Genomic DNA, 17,623 nt, shown 5'->3' with positions numbered 1-17,623 from the left:
ACGACGGGCCCATCCACGACCGACGTGTCGGTGTCTCTTGCACTGAGCCGAAACCCCGGCTACGTGGGCGGCAGCGGCGCCGCCACGGTAACCGTGACGAACCGTTCGGCCGAGTCCGTGGACGAGGTGCAGCTCACCGTGGTGCTGCCGGTCACGCCCACCCCGACAGGCCCGGCCCCCACCGGCTCGGCCGCGACCGGCTCGGCCGGGCTGGTGACCGTCGGCTCGCCGCAGCCATGCTTCACCGGGACCGCCTGCAAGCTCGGACCGCTCGGGGCCGGAAAGTCACGCACGGTCACCCAGGTCTTCCAGTTCGCAGCAGCAGGAACCGAGCAGGTCACCGCCCGCGTGTCGACAGCAGTCACCGACACGGCCCCGGCCGACAACGTCGCCACCGTGGACCTGGTGGTGCGGCAACCGGTCATCCGCGTGCTGCAACCCGTCGTCGAACCCGGCGTCGTGACCATGGCCGTAGGACACGACTTCCCGCCGGGCGAGGCTGTCACCCTGGCCTGGTCCCGCGGGATCAGTACCCGACCCACACCGGTGGCCGTGCGTGGCGACGGCACCCTGACGCCGACCCAGATCCTCATCCTGCCCCGCGACGTGCTCGGGTCCCGGGACCTGGTAGCCACCGCCGTCGACGATGGCAGCTTCGCCCCGGTCCAGGCAGCCGTCCTCGTCGCGCCCGGGACGGTCGACCCACCAGCCGACTTCGTGAACAGGAGGTGAGCCGTGATCGCCGACATCGACGACGCCGTCAGGTCACTGGTCCGCGCCGAGGCCATCGACAGCTCCGGGGTCGAGGTCGTCTTCGACGCACCGACCAAGGACTGGGCGGCACGACGCAACGCACCCACGGTCGACATCTATCTCTACGACATCCGTGAGGACCTGCGCCGGCGGGCCGCCGGTTGGGTCGCGACCCGCAACGGAGAGGGGCGGATCGAGGCTCGCCGGTCGGTGCCGCGCTACTACAAGCTGTCCTATCTCGTCACGGCGTGGACCCAGCGCCCCGAGGACGAGCACCGCCTCCTGGCGGACCTGCTGCGCTCGTTCCTGCGATACGACGCCATCCCCGGTGAGCTCCTCGGCGGTGAGCTCGCCGACTCCACGCTGCCCGTCCCGCTGACCGTCGGCCTTCCTCCCCCGGAGGACCGTGCCTTCGCCGACGTCTGGTCGGCGCTGGGCGGGGAGCTCAAGCCGTCGCTCGACCTCGTCATCAGCGCACCCATCGACGTCGGCCGGGCCGCTCCGGCTGGTCCGCCCGTTCTCGAGACCCCGCGTCTCGATCTCGGGGACGTGCACACCGGCGCCGAGGACCTCGACCGCTACCGGCACACCCCGGGCGAGCCGGCTCGTCCGGCCAGGGCCGGCCTGGAAGGGGACCGTTCGCCGCAGCGGGGTCCGGATGCGCCGGCCGCGCCGGTTCCGCGCGCACGCAGGCGACGCCGGTCATGACGGCCACGACCGGTACGACCGGACCTGCCACCCTCCTGGCCCGGATGTCCTTCGTGGAACAGCGGATCCGGATGCTCGTGGACGCCCGCCGCGCCGTGGACCCGCAACCGGACGACCCCTTCCGGGGCCTCTACCTCAGTGACGAGTCCGTCGACCGGGTCCTGGACGCTCCGCCGTCCCCTCCGCCCTGGAGCCGGGAGCAGGATCCGTTGCTCGGGCCGCTGCACAGCCCGCACGGTGAGCCCGCACCTGACGGGACGAGCCGGCTGGACCGGCTCGCCCGGACGTGCGGCCTGTCCGAGCTCGACGTCGGCCTCCTCCTCGTGGCGCTGACCTGCGACCTCGACTCGCGCTTCGAGAAGCTGTTCGGCTACCTCAACGACGACGTCACACGCCGGCGTCCGTCGGCCGGGGTGGCGCTGGAGCTCTGCGGACACCCACTGACGTCGGTGGTGGGGCGGGAAAGGCTGACGACGGGTCCGCTCGTCCGGCGCGACCTGCTCGTCGTCGAGGACCCCGACCGGCCGTTCCCCGGCCGGGCGATCAGGGTCCCCGACCGCGTGGTCGCCCATCTGCTCGGGAGTGACGAGATCGACCCCGCCCTGGCTGACGTCGTGGTCGCGACCCCCACCGCGGTATGGGGTGACGGGTCCGACCTTGCCCGCGCGCTCGACTCGGGCATCCGCTTCTGCTATCTGCGCGAACCCCCCACGGGCTCGGGACTGCTCGTGGCTCACGACGCGCTGCGGCGCAGCGGGCTCGAGTGTCTCGTCGTCGACCTCGATCGGGTCGGGCGTCATCCCGACCCGTCGACCTGCGCCCGGATCGCGACCCGGGAAGCCCGGCTGCGCTCGTGCGGTCTGGTCGCACTCCAGGCCGAGACGGTCTGCGCCACCGGCCTGCTGCAGAGCCTGCGCATCGACCCGTTGCCGCTCCTGCTCGTCGGGGCCGGCCCGTGGGACCCCGCGTGGACCGTGGACCCGCCGTTGCTGCTGGACGTCAGACCGAGCACAGCCGCGGAGCGCGGCAGGCTCTGGCGAGAGGCGCTGGCCGACCTGCCGCTGGGGTTCGACCCGGGTGCCGAGTCGACCCAGTTCCTGCTGCGGCCCGGACAGGTCCCTCGGGCCGCCTGCACCGCGCGCCAACAGTCACTGCTGTCCACCGACAATGTCGTCACCGCCGAGCACCTGCGCATCGGGGCTCGGGCCGAGAACGCGAGCGCCCTGCAGCGACTCTCACGCCGGGTCGAACCGCAGGTCGGCTGGGACGACCTGGTCCTCCCCCCGGCCACCCGGTCCTCGCTTGTCGAGCTCGCCGCACGCGGACGCCATCGCGAACGAGTGCTGAGCGAGTGGTCGATGCGCCCCGGAGGGGGGCGGGGCATGGGGGTGGCAGCCCTGTTCGCCGGTGACTCGGGAACCGGCAAGACGATGTCCGCGGAGGTCCTGGCCGGGGAGCTCGGCCTCGACCTGTATGTCGTGGACCTCTCCACGTTGGTGGACAAGTACATCGGGGAGACTGAGAAGAACCTCGACCGCATCTTCACCGCGGCGGCCGGTGTCAACGGCATACTCTTCTTCGACGAGGCCGATGCGGTGTTCGGCAAGCGTTCCGAGGTCAAGGACGCTCACGACCGCTATGCCAACGTCGAGAGCGCCTACCTGCTCCAGCGGATGGAGAGTTTCGACGGTCTCGTCATCCTGGCCACGAACCTACGAGCCAACATCGACGAGGCTTTCACGAGACGCCTCGACGTCATCGTGGACTTTCCCCTACCGGACGCCGCGCGTCGCCTCGAGCTGTGGCGGTCCTGCCTCGCGTCGGTGCCGACGGCCGAGCCACTGGATCTCGAGTTCTGCGCATCGGCGTTCGAGCTGTCCGGAGGGGCCATCCGTTCCGCGGCCGTGACGGCCGCGTATCTCGCCGCGGACGCCGACGGGATCGTCTCGATGGGCCAGGTGGTCCAAGCGGTGCAACGCGAGTACCGCAAGCTCGGGCGGCTCTGTCTCGCGCACGAGTTCGGCGCCTACCATTCGTTGCTCGCCTGAGGCTCGCCCGCGATCCGAGACCCGAGATCCGCTTCTCGAGGCATCGGCTCTGGACAGGTAGGGCGCCCCGGACGATCCAAGGCCCCGTGAGCGGGACCGGTCGTCCGGGGCGCCTTTGGCCCACCTGGTGAGGGTCAGCTGGGCAGGGTGGGAAGCACCTGTTCGGCCAGGTTCTTGGCACCGGTCGTGAGGTCGTGGAAGTCGTAGGCCAGGTGCGCCCGCTCCTGCTTTCCTTGGAAGACGAGGTCGACGTCCAGGGTGACCGAGCCACCGGAGGTCGCCTGCAGGGTCCCGGTGAACGAGGCCGATCGCACCTCGATCAGATTGGGCAGACCGTGGGCGGCGATGTAGGCGCTGACGGCGGCGACGTCACCGACGGTCTGGTTCAGGTGTGTCAGTGCCGTGTCGGCGGTCTGCAGCGCAGCGGTGGCGGTGCTCAGCTGTTGCTGGACCCCGGCCAGCGCCGCGCTGGCCGCCGAGTACGCGGCCGCGGCTGCCTGCTTGGCGGTGTTGAGCGCGTTCTGGGCTCCTTGCAGTGCCAGCTGGGCAGCCGTCCGGCTGCTTCGCAGGGCGACCAGCCGCGGGTCCTGGTCGATCGGGTAGGTCGCCTGGGCGGCGAGCGCCGTGTCGACCGCGTGCTGGGCGGCCTGCAAGGCAGCGTTGGCGGCGACGAGGGAGCCGCGCAGTCCTTGGATCGATGCCTCGAGCGCGACGACCTGGGCGCCCCGCCAGCCGACCTCGGCTCCGAGCTTGGTCCAGCCCCATGTCTTGTCGTACCAGGCGAGGTTGTTGTACCAGTTGTGCCACCAGGCGATGTCGCTGTTGAGCTGGTTGATCTGGGACTGGGCGCTGTCGATCTGGGCGTTGAGCGAGCTGACCGGGCCCTGTGCCGCGGCCAGCTGTCGCTGCAGGTCACGCAGGTGGGTGGCTGCGGCGTCGCGCTCGGCCTGGATCCGGGCCCGGGTCGCGGTGGTCTGGGCGTCGATCGCGCCCAGGGCCTGCTGGGCCTGGCTCACCTTGGCCGACAGCGCTTGGATCTTCGCCTGCGCGTCGGCCTGCTCGGCGGTCAGGTCGGCCTCGGCCGACTGCACCGAGGCGGTGAACCGCTTGACCTCCGCCTGGGCTGTGTCGACATCGTGCTGGGCGGCCGCGATCTGGGCCTGGGCGTCCGCTCCGGCCTGCTGAAGGACCGCCGCCGCGCGACGGGCCAGATCGGACCGGAAGTCCTGCTGCAGGTCCGCGTGGACCATGAAGCCGGGTCCGGACTGCAGGTTGCCGCCGTTGGCGCTCACCTTGGCGGTGAAGAGCCCGAACACGTTGCCCTCGCAGGTGAAGTCGAAGCCGGAGTCCATCAGTGACACCGAGGCACCGGCGGTGAGGCCGAGCAGGCTGACCCAGCCGTCGAGGTTGACCTTCGGCACCGCGGAGGTGGTGATCTCGAGGTCCAGGTCCGGGCCTTTTGTCTGGTCGGTCCCGGTGAGGGAGAACACGTCACCGATGACGACCGGGCTGAGGGAGCCGCTGGCCTTGATCCCGTCCTGCTGGTCGATCTCCACGTCGGCCTGGGCGGTGAGCCCGGCGACGTGCAGCTTGCCACCAACCCGCAGGCCCTGCTTGTAGCTGAGGGCGCCGATCGTGGTGTCCTGCGGCACGACGTACAGGTCGACGTCCTCCAGGGAGATGCCGGTGAGGGTGCCGGTGACGTCGGCCGGGATACCGGCCCTGACCTGGGCCAGGGTGAACGTGTCGAGCACGTCCATCAGGGACAGGTGGTTGAACGCCACGATGAGCACGCTCTGGGTCGGCAGCGCCGAGTTGAAGGAGACCGCCGCGGTGCCCTGGAAAGCGCCGATGGTCAGGCCACCGGCGATACCGATCGAGGGGACGCCCTCGAAGTCGGATCCGATCTGCAGCGAGACGTTGCCCAGGGCGATTCCCTTGGCACCGAAGGGGTCCTGCCAGGTGCCCTTCATCGTGGCGAAGAAGGAGATGCCGTTGGGCACGACGCTCACCCCGCCGACGAACTGCAGCGGGCTGGCGTCGATGGTGACATCGACCGCACCGGACACCGAGACGGAGACGTTCTGCGGGTCCGGGTGCACCGCGAGCTCGGCGTCCTTGAGCACGACCCCGTCGGTGATGGTGATGTCGCCGACTGCGGCCTCGAGCTGCAGGTCGGCCAGTGATGGGCCGACCTCGGCCTTGACGTCCAGGTGGGCCTCGCCGAGGAACTTGTCGGCGCCCAGGCCGGACAGGTCGAGCCGGCCGTCGATGACGGCGCCCTTGCCGACTCCTTTGCCGGCGTCGGGTTGCAGCTCGTCGAAGGTGAAGGTGGTGTCGTCGAACGACGCGATGATGATCAGTGCGTCCGGCAGGTGCACCGTGTCCAGCCCGGCCAGCGCCGGAGACAGCGAGGAGAAGCGGTAGTCGTCATCGAGCTCGATGCCGACGGCGAAGCCCCAGGTGGTGCTCTTGCGCACGACGGCCTGGACGCGTTTGAAGCCGGGCCCGGTGGCTGCGAAGGACAGCTCGGCGTGCTCGGCGTCGATCGCCAGCACGACGTCGGTCATGGTCAGCGCGGTCAGCTCCGGCGGTAGCGTCAGGGCCGCGAGGGTCGCGGCGCCGACCACGTCCTGGATCAGCGCGAACGGTGCGACCGTCGCGATGCTCGCGTGCAGGCTCAGCCCACCCGGCACGGCATACGTGACCGGGATGACGATCCCGGCCAGGTGGATCACCCCGGTGACCGATCCGGTGGTGGTGCTCCCGGCCCCGGCTCGGTGGCCGGGTCGGCGGTCGAACGTCACGTGGATCTGGCCGATGCCGATGCCGTCCGGGCCCACCGGCACCGTCCACTCGGTGGGCGAGGCGGCGCTGAAGGTGACCGTGGAGCCGTCCAGGGTGGCGTCCAGGGCGCAGTCGGTCAGGGCGAGCTCGGGCAGGTCGTTCGGCACGCTCAGGCCGTATGCGGTGGCCACGGCTGGCACGGTCAGGCTCGCCCCGGGCGCGAGGCCGGCGTGCAGCGACCAGGCGGCGGCGCCGGTCGCGGCCGGGTCCCGCTCGATCTTGACGACCACCGCCGCCCCGGCGAAGGTGGCGGTGCCCCCGATGCTGACATCGACGGTGCGGGCTGCCGGGTCCGTGGGGTGCTGGACGGCGACGTGGACCGAGATGTCCTGCACGGTGACGGCGAGCGGGTCGGGAAGCGGGATGGGGCTGCCGGTGGACAGGGTGACCGCGATCGAGTCGAGGCCGTCGGCGCTCAGGACCACCGCGGCGTCGGCCAGCCCGGCGTCGCCCAGGCCGGACAGCTGTGACGGGAGGTGGGAGGACAGGTCGTCCCCGACGAACGCCGCGACGGTCGCCGCGCCGAGCCGCCTCTCGCCCACGGTGGACAGTGAGACGCCGTAGGTCCCGGGCTCGTCGTGGGTGACGGTGAGGCTGACCGCGGTGCCGGCCAGGGTGGCGCTTGCGGTGACCTCGAACGTGCTCGCGTCGGCGCTGCGGCTGGCCGCGAGGGTCACCGCGAGGTCGTCGAGCACGACGTGTCCGGGTACCAGCGGCCAGGACGGCACGGCGGTGACCGTGAGGTCGAACCCGACGAGCGTGCGGGCGGCCAGGTCGAAGCTGGCGCCGGCGCTTGCGACCGCGACGGACGAGACGGCTTGGGCCAGGGCGCGTGGCAGTAGCGCGAGCGGGTCGGCTGCCCCGGCCGCTTTCGCGGCAGCGGACAGGGCGCCGAGGGTGACCTGGCTCAGGTCCGCCTCGACGCGGGCGAGCGTGCCCTCAGCCGGCGCGCTGAGGTGGACGGCGACGGTGCACGGGCCCACGGTCAGGGTGCCCTCGTCGTCCTTGACCTGCAGGGAGAGCCAGGAGATGCCCGGCAGCGTGTACGTCGTGCCCGGCGCGACCGGGGAGGGGTCGGTGCTCTCGGTCGTCCCGGGCATCGTTGCGGCGCGGGCGATGGTGGTGGTCATGGTGGTTCCTTCAGGTTGCGCCCCGCCCGGAATGGCTTGGGCTCGTATCAACCACGATCGGTGGATGCGACCCGCGATCCGATGGTGTCGGCACGCGTCTTGCCGTGGGGGTGCTGGCACCCCCACGCAGGTTGGGGGCCCGCGAGCGCGGCTCGCGGCGGGGAGCGGCTCAGTGCCGGTCCTCGGCGAGGAACATCAGTGCTGCCCGGACCCGGGGGTGGTGTCGGGTGTCGCCGGTGAGGCCAAGCTTGCCGAAGATCGAGTTGATGTGCTTCTCGACGGCGTGCTGGCTCAGGAACAGCTCGGCGGCCACGCCGGCGTTGGTGTGTCCCTGGGCGATACCGGCGAGCACCTCGCGCTCGCGTGGGGTCAGCCGGTCCAGCTTGGCGTCGCCGGCGCGGGCGCGTACCTGCACGAGCGCCTCCACGACTCTCGGGTCGATGGCGGTGCCACCACTCGCGACCGCCTCGATCGCAGAGGTCAGCTCGCCGATCGAGGCCACTCGCTCCTTGAGCAGGTAGCCGCGTCGGTCGGTCCCGTGCCGGAGCAGGACCTTGACGTAGCCCGCCTCGGCGTACTGGCTCAGCAGCAGCACGCCCATCGTGGGATAGGTGCGACGACACTCCTCCGCGATGCGGATCCCCTCGTCGCTGTGCGTCGGCGGCATCCGGATGTCGGTGAGCACGACGTCGGGGACGTGCTCCGCGATCGCCTTTAGGGCCTGGTCCAGGCCGTCGCAGACCGCCACTACCTGCAGGGCCTCGGATGCCGCCAGCAGCCGCCGGACACCCTCCCGGACGAGGAAGTTGTCCTCGGCGAAGACCAGCCGGACCGGGGTCACGACGGACCGCCGGCCGCGACCGGGACCTCTGCGGTCAGGGTGAGCCGGCCTGTGCTCACCACGCTGAGGACGGTGCCGCTGAAGGCCTCGATGCGGTCCCTCATCGCCTCGACGACCTCCGGAGCGGCCGCCTCGAGAAGGCCTGCCTCGATCCGCAGCCTCGGCCCCGGCTGGTCGGTCACGGCGACCTTGATCCGGCTGGCGCCGCGGCCGGCCAGCTGGGCCAGGGAGGTGACTGTGCAGAAGTACAGGCAGGCCTCCAGGTCCTGGCACGCATGCAGCGCCGGCAGCTCGTCGGGCACCTCGAGCTCGGCGTCGACGTGCGCCCGGATCAGCCAGGACTCCAACGACGCGGCCAGGCCGACCTCGAACAGGGTCGGCGGGAAGACACCCCTGGCGATGCTGCGCAGCTCGTCCAGTGCCTGGCCGGCGGCAAGCCCGGCGGTCTCGAAGGCCCCCGTGTTCAAGCGGGCCTGCCGGCCCTCGCCCAGCGCCGCAAGCGCAGTGGCGATGTGCGGGCTGACCCGGGCCGCCACCTCGGCGTGCATCCGGTGCTGTTCCAGGATCCGTGCTCGCAGCAGCCGCTGCCGGGATGCCTCCAGCGCGGCGGTGAGCCGTTCCAGATCGGCCTTTCGCCGACGCAGGTCGACGGTGAGCCGGACTGTGGACAAGGCGGGCCCGGCCGGACGCGCGAGGTCCTCGAGCAGGCGACGGTCCCGCGGCGAGAGACCCTCGGGCTCCGCGCCGTCCTCGACCGCTATCTCGCCGACGCTCGATCCGGTGTGTCGCACCTGGACGGTCGTGCCGTGCCCGACGGTCGCGGTGGCGGGCGGCCAGGACCGTGACCAGCGCTGCCCGTCGGCCAGCCAGAGCCGGACCTCGGCCCGGGACTGCCGGGTGGTATGGGAGGCGGCCTCGGCCACCCGCGGCGCCACCTCATCGACGGGCAGGGTGCCGGCGAGCTGCCGGGTCAGCACACGCATCACCTCATAGCCGTCGGCCTGCTCACCGAGCAGCAGCCGTGCCGCGAGCCGGTCGATCCGGTCGCACAGCAGCCACAGCAGCGCAGCCACGACGACGGTGACGCCGACCACCCCGGCAAACGGTGGCTGTCCGGTACTTCCCGACACGGCACGGTAGGCTCCGGCCGCAAGGCCATAGACCACGGCCGCTACGACGAAGCGGGCGACGGCCCGGCCGGCGGCCAGCCGCAGCGCAACCCGACGCCTCGCGAGGGCTGTCATGGGCCCACTCCGGCTGGACGCGGGATCGGCAGCGGGATCGGCAGTGCACCGAGCAGCTCGGTCCCGCCCTGGGCCCGGGATGTCACCCTGACCCAGCCGCCGAGCGCGGAGAAACGGCGCACCAGATCTGCGACCCCCCCGCCATCGCCCCGGGACACCGGCGCCAAGCCCGTACCGTCGTCAGCCACCGAGAAGCACACCTGACCCTCCAGGGACCGCACCCGGACGGTCACGGTCGTGGCGGCGGCATACTTCGACACGTTCTGCAGTCCTTCGAGGCAAGCGAAGTAGACCGCGGTCTCGACCTCGGTGGGCAGCGGGTCGGGGCCTGCCCCGAGCTGTGGGTCGATGACCACCTGCACTCCCAACCCGCTGCGTCGAGCCAGCCGGGCGGCGTCCTGCAGCCCCCCGGACAGGCCCAGCCGGCGCAGCACGGTGGGCCGGCCGTCGCCGCTGAGCTCGTCGATATCGCGTGCTGCGATCCGCAGCAGCTGGCGCAGCTCGTCACGTCCCTGCGGTGGCACCGTGCCCGTCTCGCCGCCGGCCCGGGCCGCGATGATGGCGGCGACGAGGGCCTGCTGGGCGCCGTCGTGCAGGGCGCGCTCCAGGATGCGTCGCTCGGCGTCCTGGGCCGCTACCAGCCGCCGCCGCAAGACGGCCAGCTCGGCGGCCCTCGCCGCAAGCGCCTCGACCTGGCGAGCCAGCGTGACGGTCAGTGTCGCGTTGTGCACCAGCAGGCCCGCCTGGGCGGCGATGTCCGAGCCGATGTTCTCGTCCGCGGGCGAGAACCGCTCACCTGCCGGCAGGCGCACCGCCAACAACCCGAGCAGCTCGCCGTGGTGCCGGATCGGCCAGCCTCGTCGGGCGTGCACCGCCGCCGTGAGAGCGGCCGTCGAACGGTCAGCGCCGGTGAGCAGGACCTCGTCGGGTGCTGCGTCCTCGGGCGCCGATGCGGCCAGCACCAGGCGGTCCTCCTCGACCAGCCACAAGCCCGCAGACATGGCCCGGGTCGCGGCCACGAACACCGCGACGATGTGCTCCAGCTCCTTCGCGGGGCTCAGGTGCTCCAACGAACCGACCAGGGCGCGGATCGCCTCCGTCGGGCTGAGCACCTGACCGAACACCACCCGGTTGGCCCACCGGCGGCCCACCACCCGCAGCGGCTCGACCAGCACCGCCACCGCCGACAACGTCAGGGTCGTCAACCACAGCCCGCCCCCCGCCAGGTGCCCACCCACGGCGACGGCGAACACATAGGCTGCGCCGAGCAGCAGGGCCAGCAGTCCGTAGACCAGGATCCGGCTCAGGAGCCGGTCGATGTCCCAGAGCCGGTAGCGCACCACCCCGGCGAACAGCACCACCGGGACGATGGCGAAGACCGCCGGGAACAGCCGCTCGATGGACGCCTGGATCGCAGCAGCCTGCACGCCGGAGCCGGTGAGCTCTCCGGCAGCCCAAGCGCCGAGCCATAGCAGGGCAACTGCGAGGGCCGGCAGCAGACCGGCGCAGAGCAGCCGTGCGGTGGCCCTCTCGCGCGGTGTCGTGGCCGGGTCGAGGATCCGGAGCAGCTGAGCGCCGCCGCCGACCAGCGACACGGCGATCCCGAAGAACGCCAGGAAGAACTGGGGGTGGTTCACGAAGCTGCCGTGCCAGCAGACGACGGCCACGCCCGCGGTGGTGACCAGGGCGACGATCCGAAGGACCGGGGCTGACAACCGGACCCGGTTCGGGAGCCTCCCATCGGGGAACAGCATCACGGCCCACACGTACGCCACCCCCGAGACGATGTGGAAGGTGAAGTGCAACATCGCGATCGGCCACGGTGAGCCGATCAGATGGAACACCCGGTGGCTCGGGAGGTTGAACGTTGCCGCGGTGCCCAGCAGCGCGAAGGCCAGCAGCCGGGGTACGAGCTGGTCGGGTCGCCGGAGGAACAGCAGCACGCCGAGGGCCAGGTTGAGAGCGCTGAACACATACTGGACTGCGGTCTCGAGACCGGTCGTGCGGTCCAGCGCCTCATGCGCCATGTCAGGGTTGGCGACGTGCACCGGTACCAGGCCCAGCAGCAACCAGGCCAGCAGCCCGGCCAGGTAGAGCCCGAACAGGACCCTCACGACCCAGCGGTCGACACGAGACATGTCCACGGGCATCTCCATGTGGTTGACGGCAATTTCACGATAGGACGGATGCACCCTGTCGTCAGCCAGTACCCGGCGCCCTCAGTGCCGCCGCGGCGATGAGGCTCTGGTGCAGCGTGGCGGTCATGGCCTTGCCGCCGCGGACGCAGCGGGCCCCCGTCTCGAGCCAGGTCTGTGCCACCTGACTTGTCGATTCGGTCCGAATGGGCAGCGGGGTTGCCCGTTCGGACGCCTGATCGTCCGCGACGGGCACCCAGCAGGTGAGCGACCGTGGAAGTGACGTGTCGACAGGAGGCCACCATGCGTACACATGACCAGGACCGAGATGTCCCGGGCGCGCTGCGTCCTACCGCATCACCTCGAGCGCAGCAGCCGGACGAGCACCTCGTGCGTGCTGCCGTGGCAGGGCGTGCTGACGTCGTGGGCGCCAAGGGGATGATCGGCCTGCAGCAAGCCGTGGGCAATGCAGGCCTGCAGCGTCTGACCGGCGCGGGCGTGCACGAGCTGATCGCCGGGGGCTCCGGCCAGAGCCTGGATGGGGACACCCGGGCCGACATGGAGGGCCGACTGGGGGCGGACTTCGGCGACGTACGGATCCACACCGGCGCTCGCGCACATGAGTCGGCCCAAGCCGTCGGCGCCCACGCGTACACCGTCGGGCAAGACATCGTCTTCCAACGCGGAGCGTATGACACCCAGTCCTCCACGGGACGCACGATGCTCGCGCACGAGCTGACCCACGTCATCCAGCAGCGGTCCGGACCGGTCGACGGGACGCCGGTCGAGGGTGGCGTCCGGGTCAGCGACCCGTCCGACCGATTCGAGAGGGAGGCTGCGGCGACCGCCGACCGGGTGATGTCGTCACCTGCACCGGCTGTGGGAGCACAACGTTCGGTCGCATCCGAGGTCATCGCGTCCACGGGTATGGCCACCGCCCAGCGTGAGGCGGACGAGGACGAGTCAGTGCAGGGAGCCTTCCTTCAGCGTGAGGAGGAGGAAGCCCCGGAGGAGGAGGCATCATCGTGACGCCGCGGCGCTGCTGCCGGATATCGGGCGTGCTCCAGGCGATCGGCCACGCTCGCGTGGTCCCCGTCTGGGTGGGGCAGGCCGGCCGGCTGCCCCAAGGGGCAGCCGGGCCTACCCGACCGGACGTGCCGACGGACGTGCCGGGCCGGCTCGCCCTGACTGACGCTTGAGACAACCCACCGACCACGCGAGGAGCGGACATGCCCAACTATCTGTCGCCCGGTGTCTACGTCGAGGAGGTCGAGGCGGGGTCGCGACCCATCGAGGGAGTCGGGACAGCCGTCGCCGCGTTCGTCGGGCTTGCCGAGAAGGGCCCACTGCACGAGCCGACCCTCGTCTCGAACTGGACCCAGTTCGCCGAGACATTCGGCGACTTCCAACCAGGCAGCTATCTGGCGCACGCCGTCTACGGCTACATGCAGAACGGCGGGAGCAACTGCTTCATCGTCCGCATCGGTGGCGGTGTCGCCCCGAACGGGTCCGCTGCCGCACCGACCAACGGCAAGGCCGCAGCGAGCCCGGCCCCCGCCGCAGCGGACGGGCCACCCCAGGCCGTCATCGGGGGCCTGACGGTCAACGCGATCGGTGCGGCAGCGGGCAAGCAGGTCACCGTCGAGATCGCGTCCGCCGGCGGGGAGAACCCTCCCACCGACCAGTTCAAGCTCGTCGTCAGCATCGACGGCAAGGTGACGGAGACCTACGACAACGTCACCATGGGCGCGGGCGACAGCAACGTCGCGACGAAGGTCAACGCCAAGTCCAAGACCATCTCGATCGAGGTCTCGGGTTCCGCGCAGACGACACCCCCCAAGGCGGGTGCCGTCGAGCTGGCGAGGCAGACCAAGCCGGCGGCCACCCCGGCCCCACCGTCCGACGGCGCGCTCACCCCGGACGACTACGTCGGCGACGTCGCGCAGCGCACCGGATTCGGCGGGCTCGAGGCTGTCGACGAGGTGACGATGGTCGCGGTCCCCGACCTGATCGCCGCCTACGAGGCCGGCGCCATCGACGCCGAGGGCTTCAAGGCGGTTCAGCTGGCGATGATCGCGCACTGTGAGCTCATGGGCGACCGGATCGCCATCCTCGACCCGCCCCCGGGTCTGAACGCCCAGCAGATCAAGGCGTGGCGCGTCGACGAGGCCGGCTACGACTCGAAGTTCGCGGCGCTCTACTGGCCGTACCCGAAGGTGTTCGACCCCGCGACCGGCACGGCGAAGTTCGTCCCGCCGAGCGGGCACGTAGCCGGGATCTGGGCTCGCAACGACGACGAGCGCGGCGTGCACAAGGCCCCCGCCAACGAGATCGTCCGGGGCGCCATCACGCTGCAGACCCGGATCACCAAGGCCGAGCACGACCTGCTCAATCCGGTCGGGATCAACTGCATCCGCAGCTTCCCCGGACGCGGGGTGCGGGTGTGGGGGGCCAGGACGCTGTCGAGCGACCCGGCTTGGCGATACCTCAACGTCCGACGGCTGTTCAACTATCTCGAGGAGTCGATCCTCATCGGTACCCAGTGGACCGTCTTCGAGCCGAACGACCCGGCCCTCTGGGCTCGGATCCGCCGCACCATCAGCGCCTTTCTCGTCAACGAGTGGCGCAAGGGTGCTCTGTTTGGAATGACCGCGGACGAGGCCTACTTCGTCAAGTGCGACTCGGAGACCAACCCGGCCGAGGGCATCGATGCCGGACAGGTCGTCTGCCAGGTCGGTATCGCGCCGGTCAAACCGGCTGAGTTCGTCATCTTCCAGCTGTCGCAGTTCTCCGGCGGCGTCAGTCTCGTCAACGAGTGACCCGACCCACACACAGATAGGAGCGCCATCTCATGCCACTCGCAGACCCGCTCGACTCAGCGGCGGCCCATGGCTTCAAGTTCATCCTCGACGGGATCGAGGTGCCCAAGATCATCGAGGTCAGCGGCCTCAAGCAAGAGGTTGAGAAGATCGAGATGAAGCAGCAGACGAAGGATGGCAAATACTTGATTCGCAACCTCGTCGGACGGCCGAAGGCCGGCGAGTTGTCCGTCACCCGCGGACTCACCGACAGCAAAACGATCAGCGACTGGCTCAAGAAGGTGATGGAGGGTGATGTCGCGGGCTCGCGCAAGACCGCGTCGGTCGAGATCACCGACTACAAGGGCACGACGCTCAAGACCTACAACTTCACGGATGTCTGGGTCAGCAGCATCGAGGTCAGCACCCTCAAGGCCGGTGCCTCGGAGACAGCCACCGAGAAGTTCACCATGTCGTTCGACACGTCGACGGTGGCGTGATGCAGCGCTCGCGGGCGAACGGGCTGGCTGCCCCGGTCGACACGCTCGACCTGGATCGTCCAGCGCCGTTCACCCCCGAGCGCCCCGTGCTGCGCACCGAGTTCGAGTTCGAGCTGCCCCGCGGCTACGTGGACGGCGACGGGGAGGTGCACCGGGCCGGGACGATGCGTCTCGCGACGGCCCGTGATGAGCTGCTGCCGCTCTATGATGCTCGTGTCATGGAGAACCCGGCTTTCACCACCGTCGTCCTGCTCGCGCGGGTCATCACCTCCCTGGGCACGCTGCCCTCGATCACGTCCAACGTCATCGAGAACATGTTCGCCAGTGACGTGGCGTTCCTGCAGGACTTCTACCGCCGGGTCAACACGGAGGGCCACACCCGCGCTGCCGTGACCTGTCCCGAGTGCTCCCACCGGTTCGCGGTCGACCTGTCGGGTGGGCGCCTGGGGGAATCGTGACGTACGCAGCCGACCGGCTCCACGAAGAGGTTGCGTACGTCGCCTACCACTTCCATTGGGCACTGGACGAGATTCTCGACCTCGAGCATCCGCTGCGTCGGCGATACGTCAAGGAGATCGCCGACATCAACACGCGAATGGCGGAGGGTCGGTGACCGATGCGCTGGCCGTGGACTCGCCGTGGCGGGTCAGAGAACGCTGAGGCGGCACCGCAGCCTCCACCGGCTGGGCGGCTCTCCGTGTCGCCGGCGGGATGGGCGAGCCTGCCGCCGTTGCAGCGTCTGACCGGTGAGATCACCCCGACCGCCGGGGGAGAGGACTTCCCGTGGACGCTCGCGTCCTGGCAGTCGCCCGCCGCCATGGGTCAGATGCACCACGAGATCTCCGCGTCGCCATTGCGTCCAGATGCTCTCGCGGTCGGCCCCCCGACCACAGAGCGGCTGCCCGCGCCCCCGGACCTGACGATGCGTCCCGCACCAGCGAGACCCGCTCGCAGACAAGGCCGCCCGGATGCCGCCCACCGCCGTCCCGCTGCCCAGCGGGCCGCTGCGTTCCAACGGGCCGTCGACGTGCATCGCCCGTTGAGCCGCTATGTCGATGCCCCCGAACGGCACTACCCCGTACGGCAGCTCACCACCGTGCTTCGGCCCGAGTCGCCCGGGCGCGAGGTGCCTGCGACTGAGATGCCGCCCGGCCAGGACGATCGGCCGGGCCCGGCGGCGACAGCTTCAGGGCAGGGGGATCTGGCAAGGCTCCCGGAGCTGTCGCTCGTACCCCCTCGACCTGTCGAGGCTTCGCTGCCCACCAGCCCGCTCCCGGCGCCCCGGCCCGCACAGACCGGAGCAGTTGCGGCAGAAGCGTCCACGCAGCCCCAATCGGGCTCGACAGCGCCGCAGCTCGGATCCGACCAGGGCGCGCCGACAGCGCCACCTACCCAAGGAACGGCGTCGGTACAACGCACACAGGACCGCCCCGACCTGATCGAGCCGGCGCCGCGACAGGTGCCGGTGCCCGGACCCGCCGCCGATACAAGGCTGCCGCTCGCCGGGGCTCCGCATAGGACCTCACATGATGCGACGGACCTTCGGGGTGCGCAGCCGAACATCGAGACATCTGCAGGTAAACCGGCCGAGCCGGCGACGGCGGAGGAACCGAACCACCTGGTGGCCGAACCCGAGCTGGGTGACGAGCCGAACGGACCGGTGGCCGAGCCACCGGTATCGGGAATGCCCTCCGGGGCAGGAGACGCGATCGCTGCATCACACACCGTCGTAGACCTGCCCGGTCCGCTCGAGGAAGCTACCGGCAGCGGCAACCGCCCGGTCGAGCCCCCGCCACCAGCCGGTGGTGGTGGCGGGGACCTGCCGGTCCTGTCGCGTCCTGCAGGCCAAGAGCCAGACCCGACGTCGCCCCCCAGCGGGCCTACGCCAGGTCGACAGCTGGGCCTCGGGGCACCCCTGCCGCCGTCCGGGCCAGCCGCCGTCCAGCGGTCGACCGAGAGCCCGCCCCCCGCGCAGGAGGTCGCGGCGGCTGAGCCGAAGCTACCTGGGCCTGGGCCGGCATCGACCGTCCCACGCCCCCGGGGGTCGCGACCTCAGTCCGGCGAGCCGGCAAAGCCGGCGGTACAACGTCACCCGGCACCGGTCGTGATCCCAGAGACCCCGCCGGCCACTCGCCCGGAACGGCTGCCGGTCGCCTCGACAGGCCGGCCGACACCCACCACGAGCAGCCAGGTCGTCGGGAGCCCCGGCGCCGAGCGCATTCCTGTCCCTGGGGCCGGTGGCTCGACACAGGCCGGTGCGCAGGGACCTGTGACGCAGAGATCCGCCCTGCAGCGATCCGTCGTGCAGCGACCCGCGGACCACGACAGCGGTGGTAGGGATGCCCGCGCCACGAACAACACCGCGGACCCACCGGCCGCCGATGCACGGTCGGATCTGGCCGAGCCCGGTCCACCCGGACAGGCCGCCACGGTCGAGGACGACGCCCCGCTGCTGGATGCCCCGTCGCCGGATGCCCCGTCGCCGGACGGCCCGCTGCTGGAGGTCCCAGTGCTGGACTCCACCACACCCGACGACACGCTCCCAGCGACCACCGGCACGCCACTGCCCCTCGCCCGGGCAGCCGACCGAACGCCGGAACCCACACCGTCGGTCGGCGC

13 protein-coding genes and 1 pseudogene are annotated in these 17,623 nt (G+C 71.0%); 9 read left to right on the top strand and 5 right to left on the bottom strand.

Translation table 11 applies throughout. The features are described 5' to 3' along the window. The 3 genes from L0H79_RS12880 to L0H79_RS12870 form a co-directional block, all read left to right on the top strand. A partial coding sequence (locus tag L0H79_RS12880) for a hypothetical protein (RefSeq protein ID WP_301485021.1) occupies positions 1-732 on the top strand: 732 nt, incomplete at its 5' end. Positions 733-735: 3 nt separating this feature from the next. Beyond that, the gene (locus L0H79_RS12875) at positions 736-1,461 is read left to right on the top strand and encodes a DUF4255 domain-containing protein (protein ID WP_301485020.1); all 726 of its coding nucleotides are present in this window, start codon (positions 736-738) and stop codon (positions 1,459-1,461) included. Continuing rightward, positions 1,458-3,509 (top strand): ATP-binding protein, encoded by a 2,052-nt coding sequence (locus L0H79_RS12870; protein WP_301485019.1) that lies wholly within the window; start codon positions 1,458-1,460, stop codon positions 3,507-3,509. Before L0H79_RS12875 ends, L0H79_RS12870 begins: the two co-directional genes overlap by 4 nt. A 134-nt stretch (positions 3,510-3,643) precedes the next feature. Here L0H79_RS12870 and L0H79_RS12865 read toward each other — a convergent pair whose 3' ends face one another. From L0H79_RS12865 to L0H79_RS12850, 4 genes are all read right to left on the bottom strand, one after another. Then, on the bottom strand, positions 3,644-7,486 hold the full coding sequence (locus L0H79_RS12865) for a hypothetical protein (protein ID WP_301485018.1): 3,843 nt from the start codon (positions 7,484-7,486) through the stop codon (positions 3,644-3,646). A 169-nt stretch (positions 7,487-7,655) separates the two neighbouring features. Then, entirely contained in the window at positions 7,656-8,327 is a 672-nt protein-coding gene (locus tag L0H79_RS12860) for a response regulator transcription factor (protein WP_301485017.1), read from the bottom strand. Further along, positions 8,324-9,571 (bottom strand): hypothetical protein, encoded by a 1,248-nt coding sequence (locus tag L0H79_RS12855; RefSeq protein ID WP_301485016.1) that lies wholly within the window; start codon positions 9,569-9,571, stop codon positions 8,324-8,326. Before L0H79_RS12855 ends, L0H79_RS12860 begins: the two co-directional genes overlap by 4 nt. After that, entirely contained in the window at positions 9,568-11,727 is a 2,160-nt protein-coding gene (locus tag L0H79_RS12850; RefSeq protein ID WP_301485015.1) for an ATP-binding protein, read from the bottom strand. The genes L0H79_RS12855 and L0H79_RS12850 overlap by 4 nt, the downstream gene beginning before the upstream one ends. A gap of 282 nt (positions 11,728-12,009) precedes the next feature. On the opposite strand from L0H79_RS12850, the gene L0H79_RS12845 reads away from it, so the two are divergent. The 5 genes from L0H79_RS12845 to L0H79_RS12825 all read left to right on the top strand — a co-directional run bounded on the left by L0H79_RS12845 (position 12,010) and on the right by L0H79_RS12825 (position 15,617). Next, positions 12,010-12,735 carry a DUF4157 domain-containing protein gene (locus tag L0H79_RS12845; protein WP_301485014.1) on the top strand — a complete coding sequence of 242 codons (726 nt, stop codon included), beginning with the start codon at positions 12,010-12,012 and terminating at the stop codon, positions 12,733-12,735. Between the two features lie 200 nt (positions 12,736-12,935). Next, positions 12,936-14,525 carry a phage tail sheath subtilisin-like domain-containing protein gene (locus L0H79_RS12840; RefSeq protein WP_301485012.1) on the top strand — a complete coding sequence of 530 codons (1,590 nt, stop codon included), beginning with the start codon at positions 12,936-12,938 and terminating at the stop codon, positions 14,523-14,525. Positions 14,526-14,557: 32 nt separating this feature from the next. Continuing rightward, complete coding sequence (locus L0H79_RS12835; protein ID WP_301485011.1) at positions 14,558-15,004, top strand: phage tail protein; 447 nt, start codon at positions 14,558-14,560, stop codon at positions 15,002-15,004. Beyond that, positions 15,004-15,462: a hypothetical protein gene (locus L0H79_RS12830; RefSeq protein WP_301485010.1), complete on the top strand. Its 459-nt coding sequence runs from the start codon at positions 15,004-15,006 to the stop codon at positions 15,460-15,462. Before L0H79_RS12835 ends, L0H79_RS12830 begins: the two co-directional genes overlap by 1 nt. Beyond that, positions 15,459-15,617 carry a DUF6760 family protein gene (locus L0H79_RS12825; RefSeq protein ID WP_301485009.1) on the top strand — a complete coding sequence of 53 codons (159 nt, stop codon included), beginning with the start codon at positions 15,459-15,461 and terminating at the stop codon, positions 15,615-15,617. Before L0H79_RS12830 ends, L0H79_RS12825 begins: the two co-directional genes overlap by 4 nt. 1,104 nt (positions 15,618-16,721) lie before the next feature. On the opposite strand, the gene L0H79_RS12820 is transcribed toward L0H79_RS12825, so the two are convergent. After that, positions 16,722-16,853, bottom strand: coding sequence for a hypothetical protein (locus tag L0H79_RS12820; RefSeq protein ID WP_301485008.1), 132 nt, complete (start codon positions 16,851-16,853; stop codon positions 16,722-16,724). Between the two features lie 453 nt (positions 16,854-17,306). On the opposite strand from L0H79_RS12820, the pseudogene L0H79_RS12815 reads away from it, so the two are divergent. Further along, positions 17,307-17,623: pseudogene (locus L0H79_RS12815) on the top strand (hypothetical protein); the annotation flags it as partial.

It is taken from the genome of Intrasporangium sp. (assembly GCF_030452765.1).
GTDB lineage: Bacteria > Actinomycetota > Actinomycetes > Actinomycetales > Dermatophilaceae > Intrasporangium_A.
Note: the sequence above shows the minus strand (reverse complement) of the source record. Positions and strands in the feature narration are given on the sequence as shown.

Excerpts from the sequence above, each read along its gene's own strand:
- L0H79_RS12870 (WP_301485019.1), top strand. The coding sequence starts at position 1,458 with ATGACGGCCACGACCGGTACGACCGGACCTGCCACCCTCCTGGCCCGG.
- L0H79_RS12865 (WP_301485018.1), bottom strand. The coding sequence starts at position 7,486 with ATGACCACCACCATCGCCCGCGCCGCAACGATGCCCGGGACGACCGAG.
- L0H79_RS12855 (WP_301485016.1), bottom strand. The coding sequence starts at position 9,571 with ATGACAGCCCTCGCGAGGCGTCGGGTTGCGCTGCGGCTGGCCGCCGGC.
- L0H79_RS12850 (WP_301485015.1), bottom strand. The coding sequence starts at position 11,727 with ATGGAGATGCCCGTGGACATGTCTCGTGTCGACCGCTGGGTCGTGAGG.
- L0H79_RS12845 (WP_301485014.1), top strand. The coding sequence starts at position 12,010 with ATGCGTACACATGACCAGGACCGAGATGTCCCGGGCGCGCTGCGTCCT.
- L0H79_RS12840 (WP_301485012.1), top strand. The coding sequence starts at position 12,936 with ATGCCCAACTATCTGTCGCCCGGTGTCTACGTCGAGGAGGTCGAGGCG.
- L0H79_RS12835 (WP_301485011.1), top strand. The coding sequence starts at position 14,558 with ATGCCACTCGCAGACCCGCTCGACTCAGCGGCGGCCCATGGCTTCAAG.
- L0H79_RS12830 (WP_301485010.1), top strand. The coding sequence starts at position 15,004 with ATGCAGCGCTCGCGGGCGAACGGGCTGGCTGCCCCGGTCGACACGCTC.